The sequence below is a fragment of the Virgibacillus chiguensis genome (genome assembly GCF_900129865.1).
In the GTDB taxonomy this organism is placed as follows: Bacteria; Bacillota; Bacilli; order Bacillales; family Amphibacillaceae; genus Virgibacillus; species Virgibacillus chiguensis.
This window is the reverse complement of the sequence record NZ_FQXD01000008.1, coordinates 154675-169417: the sequence shown is the minus strand read 5'-3', so window position 1 is coordinate 169417 and position 14743 is coordinate 154675. Positions and strand designations below refer to the sequence as shown.

Below are 14743 nucleotides of genomic sequence, written 5' to 3'. Positions count from 1 at the left end.
TTTGTATTGGAAATAATTCCCTGTTAAACATATAATTAATAATACACTAAATATAATTCATTTTAAATATTTTAATTATATAGAGGGAGTGAAGACTTTGAATAATGTAGACGTTGAAAAAGAAGCACTTACAGTAAGAGGGGCAGAGCTTGTGGTGGATAGTCTCATTCAGCAAGGTGTCACTCATGTTTTTGCTATTCCAGGAGCAAAAATTGATGCAGTATTTGATGCATTAAAAGATAGGGGGCCTGAATTAATCGTTTGCCGTCATGAACAAAATGCAGTTTTTATGGCAGCAGCAATTGGTAGATTAACGGGGAAGCCAGGGGTATGTTTAGTGACTTCAGGGCCTGGAGCATCTAATTTGGCTACTGGTCTATTAACCGCCAATAAAGAAGGGGATCCAGTAGTTGCTCTAGCCGGAGCTGTAAAAAGGTCGGACCTTCTAAAAAATACACATCAATCAATGGATAACGTAGCATTGTTTCAATCGATTACAAAATACAGTGCAGAGGTGGAAGATTCTCATAATATCCCTGAAGCCATAACCAATGCGTTTAGAGTGGCAACATCTGGGGAAAAGGGGGCAACTTTTCTTAGTTTTCCACAGGATGTGATATTAGAACAGGTAAAGGTTAACACGCTAAAATCTTTATACGTTCCAAAACTCGGAAGCGCTCCAGAAAAAGATATTCGTAGATCAATAGCTACTATTCGCAAAGCGCATTTTCCTGTTGTTCTAGTGGGGATGAGAGGTGGAAGACCTGAAACAGTAGGAGCTGTACGTCAACTATTAAGGAAATGGAAGTTACCGTTTGTTGAAACGTATCAAGCAGCAGGGACGCTTTCTCATGATTTAGAAGATCAATATTTTGGTAGAATTGGGTTATTTCACAATCAACCTGGGGATATATTGTTAGAAAAATCCGATGTCGTATTGACAATCGGTTACAACCCAATTGAATATGATCCGGTATTATGGAATAAGAGCAAGCGTACCATTTTACATCTTGATGTCATTCAAGCAGACGTTGATTTTGACTATCAGCCTGAAATTGAACTTGTGGGAGATATTACTGAAACATTGGAGCATATGGCTCAAGTTTCCCTTCCAGTCTTTCATGATGAGTCATTTAAGCCTACGCTTCGACAATTACAAAAAGCATTAGAATTTCAAAGTAAACCTCCAAGAGAAAGGAAAACGGATCGCGTACATCCGCTACAAATTATATATGAATTACGCAAACTGGTGGATGATGATACAACGATAACTTGTGATGTTGGTTCTCATGCCATTTGGATGGCAAGATATTTTCGATGCTATCGTCCTTTGGGGCTTCTATTCTCAAATGGTATGCAGACACTTGGTGTTGCCCTCCCTTGGGCAATTGCCTCAACGCTTGTCCATCCGCACAAGAAAGTTATCTCTGTGTCTGGAGATGGAGGTTTCTTGTTCTCGTCCATGGAATTAGAAACCGCGGTTAGACTGAAAGCACCAATTGTTCATCTTGTTTGGAATGATAGTTCCTATGACATGGTGGCGTTCCAACAGCAAATGAAATATAATCGTACATCAGGAATAGAGTTCGGTAGTATTGATGTTGTAAAGTATGCGGAGAGTTTTGGAGCAACGGGGTTTAGAATAAATTCACCCAATGACCTTTCCGTTGTACTTCTAAAAGCTATTCATACAGATGGTCCTGTTTTAATTGATATTCCGGTTGATTACAGTGATAATATTCATTTAGCTGACGGGAAGTTTCCTAGGGTATCTGATGAGGCATAATATGTTAATTCAAATTTTAATTCATTAAGGAAGTGAAAAGAGAAAATGAGAAACCTTACGAAGCAATACTGTGTTCCAAACGCCAATGAAAAACTTGATCAAGTTTTTCAGTTTTCGACAATGGTATCATTGTTGGACGGCATTTATGATGGGGACTTTTATATGTCTGAAGCAAAAAAAATTGGCGATTTTGGTATTGGTACATTTAATCAATTAGACGGAGAATTAATTGGTTTTGATGGTGCGTTTTACCGTCTTCGTTCTGATGGACAAGCTTACCCAGTTAAAGGAAGTGACTGTTCGCCATTTTGTTCGCTAACGTATTTCACTCCAGATATTTATCAAGAAATTAATCAACCGATGTCTAGTAAAGACTTTGAAAACAAGATGCAGTTGATTTTTCCTAGTGAAAATCTTTTTTATGCTATACGTATGGAAGGTGTATTTAAAAAGGTAAAAACAAGAACGGTTGAAATTCAGGAAAAACCGTATATGCCAATGACAGAAGCTGTGAAATCACAGCCTATATTCGAGTTTAACGATATCAAGGGAACGATCGTAGGGTTTTGGACCCCACATTATGTTAATGGGGTGGCAGTATCTGGCTTTCACCTTCATTTTATTGATGAACATCGTCGTTCTGGTGGACATGTATTTAATTATGAAATTGAAAAATGCACGGTTCAAATGTCACAAAAATCAAGTATGCACCTTAGACTTCCCAATACGAAGGATTTTTTTAAAGCTAATTTAGATAAGCATGATCTTGTAACTGGAATTGAAGCTACAGAAGGAGATCCAGAATAGTAAAAAGTACATTTGAAATAACAAGTGGTGTTAGACGTTGTGAAATGCTTTTAATAAGGGCTGTATTAGTGGTTGCGGATGAAAGGATTTATGTAGTCTCTACTAAGTACTTCAAGGGCTTGCAAAATTGAAAATTTTTCCTGTACTTACAATGAAGGAACCTAAAAAATGAGAAGTGGCTTTCTCTCAGAAATTCCACTTCTCCACTCTTTACATATCATGACAATAAATCTTTGCTACATTCCTTGCTACTCCTTCTAAATATGCTTCTGCATGTATCATTGCTTCTTCTAGCTGACATGGGCCAGGTGTGATACTAAATGCTGCATCAATACCATAAGCATATATCGTTTCATATCCTTTTCCTAGCGTACCGCAAAATGCAATGACCTTAGGAATACCACATTTTTTGGCAGCTTTTGCAACACCAATAGGAGTTTTGCCGTAAATCGTTTGTCTATCTATTTTTCCTTCTCCTGTAATGACGAGATCAGCGTGCTTCACTCGGTTAAAAAATTGGCTTTCTTTTAACACAATATCAATTCCGGGTCTCAACTTGGCATGAAGTACAGCTAATAGACCAGCTCCTAAGCCACCCGCAGCACCTGAACCAGGTACATTTTTAACACTGGTACCAGTAGCTTTTACCATGACTTCATGAAAAGTATATAATGCATCATCTAATTGTTGAACCATTTCTTCCGTCGCTCCCTTTTGTGGACCGTAAACGGCACTTGCTCCATAAGGACCAAGAAGCAAATTGTCCACATCACAAGCAACTTCTACTTCTATAGATTTTAAGCGGACGTCTAGATGTGACAAGTCTATTTGATCTAGATGAGATAATGCCCCGCCACCTCGCTCTAGTTGATAGCCACGATTGTCGTAAAAAACACCGCCAAGTGCCTCAATCATCCCTGCACCACCGTCATTTGTAGCGCTACCACCAATCCCTAGGATAATTTTCGTAACGCCTTTATCTAAGGCTGCTTTGATTAATTCACCTGTACCAAAAGTAGTAGTTATCAATGGATTTCGTTTTTCTTTTGGAACGAGGTGAAGACCTGATGCTTCTGCCATTTCAATGATTGCAGTTGATCTATCTCTCGAGATCGCATAGTTTGCAACTACGCTCTCTCCTAACGGCCCTGTAACTTCTTTTTCATATAGTGTTCCTTGTAATCCGTCTGCTAAGGATTGGGTTGTTCCTTCACCACCATCAGCCATTGGAATAATATCTACCTCTAAAGCGTCTGCATATACAGAACGAAATCCACGCTCTATAGCCTTAGCAGCTTGTTTTGCTGTCATGCTTTCTTTAAATGAATCTGGGGCAATCACAATTTTGGGTTTCTTCATTTTTGCTCACTTCCTTTCTTGCGCTATAGGAATAAGGTTTTTTCCATATTTTTCTATGTTAAGACTCATAAAAACCATTGAAATACACCGTAGATAAGGGTAGAGACGATAGCCATTGTGATACCTACGAACGATTCATATGGAATTAATTTCAACCGTTCTTGCACTTGCATGCCAACACTACCTGCTGTGGCATGAAAGAAACTACCGTGTGGCATATGATCAAGTACGGTAGCACCTGCATGAATCATAGCAGCTCCAGCTAAACCAGCAACTCCGGATTCTAAAATAGCTCCGCTAAACACACTGCTTGCTACTACAGATCCTGCTGTAGTGGATGCCGTTGCTGCTGACATAAACATTCCTGATATTGGCGCTAGCGCAAAAGCAGGTAAACCAAATCCTTCTAATACATGAATAAGGACGGTATCTAATTTCGAATTTGTAATAATTCCGGCTACTGTTCCTGTTCCAATGAGTAAAATTGCGACCGGTGCCATTTTTGCTAATCCACTTTTAATATAAGCATTTGTGTTCTGCCATTTCCCCATTGCTATAACGCCGACTAATCCGCCAACAGGTAATGCGATCATTGGATCAATATTTATCTGAAATAGTGGACGCATTATAAGTAAAAGGATGGCTACAATAGGAGCTAAGGCTGCTGTGAACAAAGAAGGTAGCGATTCCATATTTGATTGTTCAATCTCACTTGCTTGAATAGCCGTACCTTTTGCAGAAACACGTTTTGCGATCATATAAGTTACCATAAGCCCAAAAAGTGCTGGAATCATTCCTGCTGCCATAACCGATGTTAATGACACGTCAAAAGCCTCCGATACAGCAATCGTGTTCGGGTTCGGTGACATGATGTTCCCCGCCTTACCTCCACCTACCATGGCAATAAGGATGGCAAATCTTGATAGTTTTGCTTCTGAAGCTATGACTATAGCAATTGGTGCTACCGTAATAACGGCAACATCAACAAATACACCTACTGCCGTTAACAACATAGTGGCAATAGCTAATGCAAGCAATGCTCTTGTATGCCCGAATTTGTAAACAATTGATTGTGCTAGTTTTGAGGCTGCACCTGATTCGATTAGTACGCCTGCTAATACACCAGCGGCTAAAATTCTTAGTACAGCGGGCATAATATTTTGCGCGCCCCCAACCATTAATTGCACGGTGTCTACTAGGCTCGCACCACCGACAAGACCACCTACAATGGCGCCAGTAATTAAACTGTAAGCAGGTGGGACTTTCTTTAAAATCATAATAATAGCTAAGAATAAACCGATAATTGCGCCCCATGCACTTACTTCAATATCCATTAGGTTTCCCTCCTACGATGTTTTATGTTATAGATCTATTGTAGAGGGGAAGTAGGTCATGTATCATTGTGCAAACGCATAAAAAGTAAGTGCTTTCATTGTGTTGTTTTGTGCATATGCATTATGTTGATAACTTATAAAGTATTTCTCCCACCTTTAGCTCGATAAGATCCTGTAAATGTCTTGGGTTTTTTTCAGTTATTTCGTGAATTTTATCCAATCGGTATGCTAATGTATTACGATGAATGAAGAGGATATTTGCTGTTTTTGTCATTTCTCCATTCGCTTTAACGTAGGTTGTAAATGTTTCATCTAGTGTTTTACCGTCATTTGCATGAAGTATTTTTTTATAAATTGAGCTAATCGCTTGTGCTTCTTCATTTGCGGCTTGTAAAAAACGATAACATAAGATAGATAATCCGAGTGTTTGTTGGTCCCAAACGCCGCCTTCTGGATATAAAGCTTCTGCTGTATCTTTAACAATTTGTGCCGTTTCAAAGGAATGTCTCCAGCCAATAAATCCACTTGCAAATGGGCCTAAGGCAACCGTTAAATCCGAAATAGGTGCAGAGGGTAATTTGTTTGTTAACCATTTGTTTAAGGAATCATTTGTATTTAGATATGGCTTCTGTTGTTTTTTTAAAATAACAAATTGGTTAGTATAAAAACGAACGATTTCATCTTCTTCTGTAACCAACGTATTTGCCCAAGCTTCAATTTGACTTACAGGTTGGGTAGTGGCGGTATGATAAGGTATAGAAAGAAGAATAGTGGCAAATGTTTCTTCTATATTAATTTTAAGCGACCTTGCTCTATCTAGTATGTATGCTTGTTCTTTATCGGAACCTAATAATAAGTGAGAAATAACATCATCACGCATCCTAGCATTTCGATCGATCTCTCGAGTCAAAAAAGCTTGCTCTAACGTTAGTTCTGCTCCCATTTGCACTAATTTAGAAAATCCTCTAATTTTTTCAGGTTCACCGGTAATACCAATAACTCCAGCGATATCATCATGAAATCGAATTGGTAAATTAATGCCAGGTTTTGCTTTACCTCGCCAACTTTCTTCTACCGAATGAATGTCAATGGTTTGTTTTTGTTCAATTGCTTTACAGGCTCCATGGTGAAGCTGCCCCACACGGTTTGGATCACCTGAAGCAAGGATAGTTCCTGTTTTATCCATCACATTGACATTTAACTCTAATATAGACATTGTTCGTTTTACAATTTCTGAAGCAAGTTGTTCTGTTAGCATGGGAAAAACCTCCATTATATAACGTCTTTTCACTATCATAAGGGTTATGATTTATCATAAAGGATTATGGGTACAATTTGTATAGATGCATAATAAATATCATGGCAATGTTCGTAAAGTGTACGAAAAATGTCATACTTTTTTCCAATATAGGAAGTATAAAATTTGATGCTACGGCGTAACCAAATAACCAAGTGAGCCCCGTCCGGATCCATCGCCCAGCAACTAGGCGACTTCACGAATCGCCTTACGATAAGTCATCATCGGTTCGTGCCTCACCGTGATTCCTTTATCTCAGTTGATTCGCTCCACTCGCTACGTTGCTAAACGGGCGCTTGCGCCTTTGTTCCAAATCAGTATGTCTAGAATGAAAACAGGGAAAGATAGCTATGAAATAGGAAGAAATTCCATTTTTTGCTTCTTGTTAATGAGATTGAAGGTATTAATATAGTTTATAGAGGGAATTGAAATTAAAAAGGAGGACAACACGAATGAATATGGTGCAAGAGATTGAAACAAAGGTGAAGACTTCCATATTAGAAGCTTTGGTACGAGCTAAACTAGTAGTTCAGAAAGTCAATATATCGCAAATTGTCTTAGAAAAGCCAAACAATGAACAGCACGGTGATTACGCAACGAATATTGCGATGCAACTAACAAAAATGGCAAAGCAATCGCCAAGGCAAATCGCCCAAGCTATTGTCGACCACATCGATGTGGCGGGTACATATATACAGAAGGTGGACATTGCTGGACCTGGTTTTATTAATATTTTTATGGACTATGATTATTTAACACCGTTAGTACCATATATATTGGAAGAACAAGCGAATTATGGCAAGCATGATACGAAAGATTATCGTATTCAAATTGAGTTTGTTTCTGCCAATCCTACAGGGGATCTTCATTTAGGGCATGCTCGTGGTGCGAGTTATGGAGATGCGCTTGGTAACGTATTGGAAGCTGCTGGTTATCACGTCGAGCGAGAATATTATATCAATGATGCTGGTAATCAAATGCATAACCTTGCTTTATCAGTGGAAGCGCGGTATATGCAAGCGCTAGGACGAGAAGCGGAAATGCCAGCGGATGGCTATTACGGACAAGACATTATCGATATTGGGAAAAAATTAGCCGCAGATGAAGGCGATGTATGGTTGCACAAACCGAAAGAAGAGCGTTTAGCCTATTTTCGGCGCTACGGATTAGACTTTGAATTGAAAAAGATCGAGCATGATTTAAACCAATTTCGGGTGCCATTTGACCAATGGTTTTCGGAAATGTCTTTATATGAAAAGGGCAAAGTAGATCAAGCACTTGATAAAATGCGCACATCTGGTGACATTTATGAACAGGATGGTGCTACATGGTTTCGGACGACAAAATATGGGGACGATAAAGATCGCGTCGTTATTAAATCAGATGGCAGCTACACGTATTTAGCGTCTGATATTGCTTATCATAATGATAAACTGGAGCGTGGTTTTGATCAGTTAATTAACGTATGGGGAGCAGATCATCATGGCTATGTTCCGCGAATGGAAGCGGCAATCCAAGCATTAGGGTATCCAAAAGAGAAGTTGGAGACGGAGATTATTCAAATGGTGAATCTATTTGAAGACGGCGAGCGAGTGAAAATGAGTAAGCGGTCTGGAAAGGCGCTCACACTAAGGCAACTAATGGAAGAAGTAGGCGTTGATGCCATGCGTTACATGATGAATACGCGCTCCTGTGATACGCATTTGGATTTTGATATAAATCTTGCTCGTTCCCAATCGAATGACAACCCGGTTTATTATGTACAATATGCGCATGCACGCATTTGTACGTTATTAGATAAGGCAGAAACAAATGGTTATGCTTATGAAAAGTATGACAGTTCTTTATTAAAACAAACAACGAGTGAAATAAACTTGTTAAAACTATTAGCTATATTTCCGCAACTGGTGTTGGATGCTGCGGAGAAACGAATTCCGCATAAAATAACCCAGTACGCATTTGATGTAGCATCTCAATTGCACAGTTTCTATAATGCAGAGAAAGTGTTAGATGAAAGTCAGTTAGAAGTAACGAAAGCAAGGCTAGCGTTGCTACAAGCAGTTAAAATAACGCTTGGCAACGCACTTCGTATGGTTGGTGTACATGCACCAGAAAAAATGTAAAACGTTATATAAATAGAAGCCGAACAATCTAATGATAATTGTTCGGCTATTTGTATTGTAAAAATATGTAGAAGGTAAATCCCGTTCGTCTGAAATTCGCTCGCCCTCGCGCGAAGTTCGCTCCCGTTCATCGGAAATCGCTCATCCTCGCGTGTAGTTCGCTCCCGTTCGTCGAAAATCGCTCATCCTCGCGAGTAATTCGCTCCCGCTCGTCGAAAACTCGCTCGCCCTCGCGTGTAGTTCGCTCCCGTTCGTCTGAAATTCGCTCGCCCTCGCGTGTAGTTCGCTCCCGTTCGTCGAAAATTCGCTCATCCTCGCGTGTAGTTCGCTCCCGTTCGTCGAAAATTCGCTCATCCTCGCGCGTAGTTCGCTCCCGCTCATCGAAACTCGCTCGCCCCCGCGTAGAGTTCGCTCCCGTTCGTCTGAAATTCGCTCGCCCTCGCGCGAAGTTCGCTCCCGTTCATCGGAAATCGCTCATCCTCGCGTTTAGTTCGCTCCCGTTCGTCTGAAATTCGCTCGCCCCCGCGTAGAGTTCGCTCCCGTTCGTCTGAAATTCGCTCGCCCTCGCGAGTAATTCGCTCCCGTTCGTCTGAAATTCGCTCGCTCTCGCGAGTAATTCGCTCCCGTTCGTCGAAAATCGCTCATCCTCGCGTAGAGTTCGCTCCCGTTCGTCGAAAATTGCTCATCCTCGCGAGTAATTCGCTCCCGCTGGTCGTACACTCGCTCATCCCCGCGTGTAATTCGCTCCCGCTCGTCGAAACTCGCTCACCCCCGCGAGTAATTCGCTCCCGCTCATCGAAAAATCGCTCATCCTCGCACGTAATTCGCTCCCGTTCGTCGTAAAATCGCTCATCCTCGCGAGTAGTTCGCTCCCGTTCATCGAAAATCGCTCATCCTCGCGAGTAAATCGCTCCCGTTCGTCGTAAATTCGCTCATCGTCGCGTGTAATTCGCTCCCGCTCGTCGAAAATTCGCTCCCGCTCGTCCGAAGTATTTTATTTTTTAAACAGAATATGTATAGCTATTTCTTATTTGTTTAAACTATCCACAAGTAAAGAAGATACAATCTTGGTTATCTAAAATAAGTTAACATTCATGAATTATTGACGAGTTAAGAATGACAAGTCCAATAATTTTTTTGAACGGTAACGGCCAATCTATGAGGAGGTATGGAAGTGAAGCAACCATTACATGTTACGTCTGAAATTGGTGCATTACAAACGGTGTTGTTGCATCGACCTGGTAAAGAAGTTGAAAATTTAACCCCTGATTATTTAGAGCATTTGTTATTTGATGATATTCCTCATTTACCAATGATCCAAAAAGAGCATGATTATTTTGCTCAAACGCTACGAAATAGAGGTATTGAAGTACTTTATTTAACCAACCTAATGACAGAATCGCTTCATACAGAAGAGTTAAGACAGCAATTTGTGAAGCAAATATTAACGGAATCAAATGTCCATGGTGGTAGTGCGCAAAAAATAGCTGATTATTTACTGTCGTTTGGCACCGAAGAGATGGTAAAGAAAATCATGGCTGGTGTGAGGAAATCAGAAATTCCAGTAGAGAAAAGGAACCATCTATATGAATTGTTAGATAATCATTACCCATTTTATTTAGATCCGATGCCGAATCTTTATTTTACGAGAGATCCAGCGGCAACGATAGGTAATGGGTTAACGATTAATACCATGAGAGAAGTTGCAAGAAGGCGAGAATCGCTATTTATGAGTTATATTATTCATCATCATCCGAGGTATGCGGAGTTTGATATCCCTATTTGGTTGGATCGCGATTATCCGTGCCCGATAGAAGGTGGCGATGAGCTTGTTTTAAGCAAAGATACGATCGCCATTGGTATAAGTGCAAGAACGGCAGCAAAATCCATTGAGCAATTGGCTATAAATATTTTTAAACGCCAAAAGGAAATAAAGCGCGTTGTTGCTGTAGAAATTCCGAAGTCAAGAGCATTTATGCATTTAGATACCGTATTTACAATGGTTGATTTCGATAAATTTACCATCCACCCCGAGATTCAAAATAAAGATGGACAAATGGATATTTATATTTTGGAACAAGGGAAAGAAGAAGATACCGTAAAAATAACGCATAAAACGAATTTGTTGGAAACACTGAAAGAAGTACTGAAGCTGAAAGATGTTGCATTAATCCCATGTGGAGGAGGAGACGTTATTGCTGCGCCGAGAGAGCAATGGAATGACGGTTCAAACACATTGGCAATTGCACCTGGTGTTGTTGTCACATATGACCGTAACTACGTGTCTAACAAATTGCTACGCGAACATGGCATGGAAGTTATTGAAGTCACTAGCTCTGAATTATCTCGAGGTCGTGGTGGTCCGCGCTGTATGAGTATGCCGTTATCGAGAGAAGATTTTTAAAGCTAAAAAGCATGCAAGCGGGAAACTACTTGCATAGTAAAAAAATTAACAAAAGGTAATTACCATTAAATTAAATTAATCATTTTAGGAGGATGAAAATGGCGACAAAGTTAACGAAACAATTAACAGGTAAACATTTTTTGACATTAAAAGATTTTACAGCGGATGAGATTCATTATTTGCTTGATTTAGCAGCTGATTTAAAAGCAAAGAAAAAATCTGGCACGCCACACCATTATATGAAAGGGCAAAATATTGCCCTATTATTTGAAAAACCTTCTACCAGAACACGTTGCGCCTTTACAGTAGCATGCATTGATTTAGGAGCACATCCAGAATATCTTGGGAAAAATGATATTCAATTTGGGAAGAAAGAATCTGTTCGTGATACAGCCATTGTATTAGGAAGAATGTTTGACGGTATTCAATTTCGCGGATTTGATCAGGAAACGGTAAATGGTTTAGCGGAAAATTCTGGCGTTCCTGTATGGAATGGGTTAACAAATGAATTCCACCCTACACAAATTCTTGCCGACTTATTAACGATAAAAGAACATATTGGACATTTAGAAGGTGTTAAGTTCGTTTATGTTGGTGATGGTAGAAACAATATGGGAAACAGCTTGTTAATCGGCTGTGCGAAGGTTGGCATGGATGTGCGCATTTGCTCTCCAGAGGTATTATTTCCGGATGAGGATGTAGTTCGTTACGCGGAAGAAGTGGCAAAAGATTCTGGAGCAAACATTACGATTACTTCTGATATTGATGAAGCTGTTTCTGGAGCTGAAGTGATTTATACCGATGTGTGGGTATCTATGGGAGAAGAAGATAAGTTTAAAGAGCGAATTGATTTACTTTACCCATATCAAGTAAATAAAGCAATGCTTGAGAAAACAGGTAATCAAGATAATGTCATGTTCCTCCATTGTTTACCGAGCTTTCACGATTTAGAGACAGAAGTAGGACGAGATATACACGAAAAATTTGGTCTATCGGAAATGGAAGTAACAGACGAAGTATTTCAAAGCAAAAATTCATTTGTCTTTGACGAGGCAGAAAACAGATTGCATACGATTAAGGCTGTAATGGCTGCCACGAATGGAAATGAAATTAGCTAATCAACCCCTATTTATAAAGGGAGGTGCACAAAATGAGTGAAGATGAAAAAAAGCTAGGGTTAGTGGCGCTTATTGCGCTAGTTGTCGGTTCCATGGTTGGAGGAGGAGCATTCAACTTAGCCGGAGATATAGCACTTGGATCTAATTCCGGTGCAGCTATTATTGGCTGGATTATTACAGGCATTGGAATCGTAGCCCTTGCTTTTGTCTTTCAAAATTTAACCCAAAGGAAACCAGAATTGGATAGCGGTATTTACAGTTATGCAAAAGCTGGGTTTGGAACATTTTTAGGTTTTAATAGTGCATGGGGTTATTGGTTATCGGCGTTTTTAGGTAACGTCGCTTATGCTACATTAGTTTTTTCATCAATTGGTTACTTTATCCCTATGTTCGAAGGCGGTCAAAATGTCGCTAGTATTATCGGTGCTTCCGTCGTTTTATGGTCCGTACATTTTCTTGTTTTACGAGGTGTTAGTTCAGCTGCGCTTATTAATACGGTAGCAACGATTGCTAAAGTAATTCCTATATTTTTGTTTATTATTATAGCGATCATTGCGTTTAAATGGGATACATTTTCATTTGAATTCTGGGGCAGTGAAGGTTTTAGTTGGGCTTCTGTTGGTGAACAAGTTAGAAGCATGATGTTAGTTACTTTATGGGTATTTATCGGTGTTGAAGGTGCTGTTGTAATGTCAGGGAGAGCAAGAAATCGTTCTGATGTTGGGAAAGCTACAGTAATTGGGTTAATTAGTGTGCTTTTAATTTACATTTTAATCTCTTTGTTATCGTTAGGGATTATGTCAAGAGAAGAATTAGCTAATTTACCAAATCCTGCAATGGCTTACGTGTTAGAAGAAATTGTTGGGAAATGGGGAGCTATTGTTATTAACCTTGGTCTGATTATCTCGGTTATGGGAGCTTGGCTTGGTTGGACGTTGTTCGCAGCGGAGTTACCTTACGTCACAGCAAAAGACAAAGTGTTTCCTAAATGGCTAGCAAAAGAGAACAAAAATCACGCCCCCGTCAATTCGTTATGGTTAACCAATGGGCTTATCCAACTATTTCTAATAACGCTTTTATTTTCTGAAGCAGCATATAATTTTATGTTCTCTTTGGCAACTTCAGCTATCCTTATTCCCTATATGTTATCGGCTTTTTACCAAGTAAAATTGACCATGACAGGTGAAGGATATGAAGTAGGAGAAAAACGTATCAAAGAGAAAGTGATTGGTTTTATTGCGAGCATTTATGCTTTGTGGCTCGTATATGCTGCTGGAATAAGCTACTTGCTTTTAACGATGTTGTTATATGCTCCAGGGATCATTCTTTATAAACGGGCGTTAAAAGAAAATGGCATTCAAAAGCAAGACACGAAGGTAGAAAAATCGCTAATGATTGCATTTGTTGTCTTAGCAGTAATTGCAATAGGTGGCTTAGTTACTGGCAGGATAACCATCTAACAGAAAGGAAGGATGAAATGGCGAATGAACGTATTGTGATTGCACTAGGCGGTAATGCGATTCAGTCTGGTAGTGCAACTGCTGAAGCACAGCAAGAAGCGTTAAACCATACGGCAAAACAGTTAATAGAAATTATTAAACAAGGCTACCAAGTAGCTATTACACACGGTAATGGTCCTCAAGTAGGAAATATTTTATTACAACAAATTCAATCTCATAGTCAACAGACGCCTGCGATGCCTTTGGATACGTGTGGGGCTATGAGTCAAGGAATGATTGGTTATTGGTTGGAGAATGCACTCTATGGTCAGTTACATGAAGCTGGCCTTAACAACCAAGTAGCTACGGTTGTAACTAGAGTAGAAGTTGATCCGGATGATAAAGCTTTTCAACAACCAAGCAAACCAATTGGTCCATTTTACTCGGAAAACGAAGCGAAGGAACAGATGGACAAGAACGACATTACATTTAAGGAAGATGCTGGAAGAGGGTGGAGAAGAGTAGTTCCTTCGCCTCAGCCATTGAGAATTTTAGAACATGAAGTCATTAAAGCTTTAATGGATAAGGAAATGATTGTGATTAGTACGGGTGGCGGTGGTATTCCAGTTTATTCTAAGAATGAGCAGATGATTGGTGTAGAAGCTGTGATAGATAAAGATTTTGCTTCTGAGAAATTAGGAGAGCTCATTCAAGCAGATAAGTTAGTAATTTTAACTGAAGTAGAACATGTATATGTAAATTATCAAAAACCAGAGCAAAAAGTGCTCGAACAAGTTACCACAACAGAATTACGAAGATACGCGGAAGATGGTCAATTTGCTGCAGGTAGTATGTTGCCAAAAATAGAAGCTGCCATTACATTTGTTGAATCGAAACCTGGTAGAAAATGTATTATTACTTCACTAAGTAAAGCTGCGGAAGCTGTAGGGGAAAATGCTGGAACAGTTATTAAAAATGAATAGATAGGATGCTTTATTTGCTTATAAAAACTCTCGCTTCAAGGAATTGGGTTTTTCATTTTAAAACTTGAAGCGGGAGCTAGCATTTTAAGGATT

The 14743-nt window shown here is 39.6% G+C and carries 10 protein-coding genes; 7 read left to right on the top strand and 3 right to left on the bottom strand.

Annotated features, from left to right (window positions below):
- Positions 1 to 97 precede the first annotated feature (97 nt).
- Both alsS and budA read left to right on the top strand, forming a co-directional pair.
- The gene (gene alsS / locus BUB45_RS11025; RefSeq protein WP_073008898.1) at positions 98 to 1786 is read left to right on the top strand and encodes an acetolactate synthase AlsS; all 1689 of its coding nucleotides are present in this window, start codon (positions 98 to 100) and stop codon (positions 1784 to 1786) included.
- A gap of 45 nt (positions 1787 to 1831) precedes the next feature.
- Positions 1832 to 2593, top strand: coding sequence for an acetolactate decarboxylase (gene budA, locus BUB45_RS11020; protein WP_073008895.1), 762 nt, complete (start codon positions 1832 to 1834; stop codon positions 2591 to 2593).
- A 210-nt stretch (positions 2594 to 2803) separates the two neighbouring features.
- On the opposite strand, the gene BUB45_RS11015 is transcribed toward budA, so the two are convergent.
- The 3 genes from BUB45_RS11015 to BUB45_RS11005 all read right to left on the bottom strand — a co-directional run bounded on the left by BUB45_RS11015 (position 2804) and on the right by BUB45_RS11005 (position 6544).
- Positions 2804 to 3952: a glycerate kinase gene (locus BUB45_RS11015; protein WP_073008892.1), complete on the bottom strand. Its 1149-nt coding sequence runs from the start codon at positions 3950 to 3952 to the stop codon at positions 2804 to 2806.
- Between the two features lie 65 nt (positions 3953 to 4017).
- A complete protein-coding gene (locus tag BUB45_RS11010; protein WP_073008889.1) occupies positions 4018 to 5286 on the bottom strand; it encodes a GntP family permease in 1269 nt (422 codons plus the stop codon).
- A 121-nt stretch (positions 5287 to 5407) separates the two neighbouring features.
- Entirely contained in the window at positions 5408 to 6544 is a 1137-nt protein-coding gene (locus BUB45_RS11005; RefSeq protein ID WP_073008886.1) for a CdaR family transcriptional regulator, read from the bottom strand.
- A gap of 491 nt (positions 6545 to 7035) precedes the next feature.
- On the opposite strand from BUB45_RS11005, the gene argS reads away from it, so the two are divergent.
- The 5 genes from argS to arcC all read left to right on the top strand — a co-directional run bounded on the left by argS (position 7036) and on the right by arcC (position 14650).
- A complete protein-coding gene (gene argS, locus BUB45_RS11000) occupies positions 7036 to 8706 on the top strand; it encodes an arginine--tRNA ligase (protein ID WP_073008882.1) in 1671 nt (556 codons plus the stop codon).
- A 1174-nt stretch (positions 8707 to 9880) separates the two neighbouring features.
- Complete coding sequence (gene arcA / locus BUB45_RS10995) at positions 9881 to 11110, top strand: arginine deiminase (RefSeq protein ID WP_073008879.1); 1230 nt, start codon at positions 9881 to 9883, stop codon at positions 11108 to 11110.
- Positions 11111 to 11208: 98 nt separating this feature from the next.
- A complete protein-coding gene (gene argF / locus BUB45_RS10990; RefSeq protein WP_073008876.1) occupies positions 11209 to 12228 on the top strand; it encodes an ornithine carbamoyltransferase in 1020 nt (339 codons plus the stop codon).
- 32 nt (positions 12229 to 12260) lie between these two features.
- Positions 12261 to 13688 carry an arginine-ornithine antiporter gene (arcD, locus tag BUB45_RS10985; RefSeq protein WP_073008873.1) on the top strand — a complete coding sequence of 476 codons (1428 nt, stop codon included), beginning with the start codon at positions 12261 to 12263 and terminating at the stop codon, positions 13686 to 13688.
- Between the two features lie 17 nt (positions 13689 to 13705).
- The gene (gene arcC / locus BUB45_RS10980) at positions 13706 to 14650 is read left to right on the top strand and encodes a carbamate kinase (protein ID WP_073008870.1); all 945 of its coding nucleotides are present in this window, start codon (positions 13706 to 13708) and stop codon (positions 14648 to 14650) included.
- Positions 14651 to 14743: the final 93 nt, after the last annotated feature.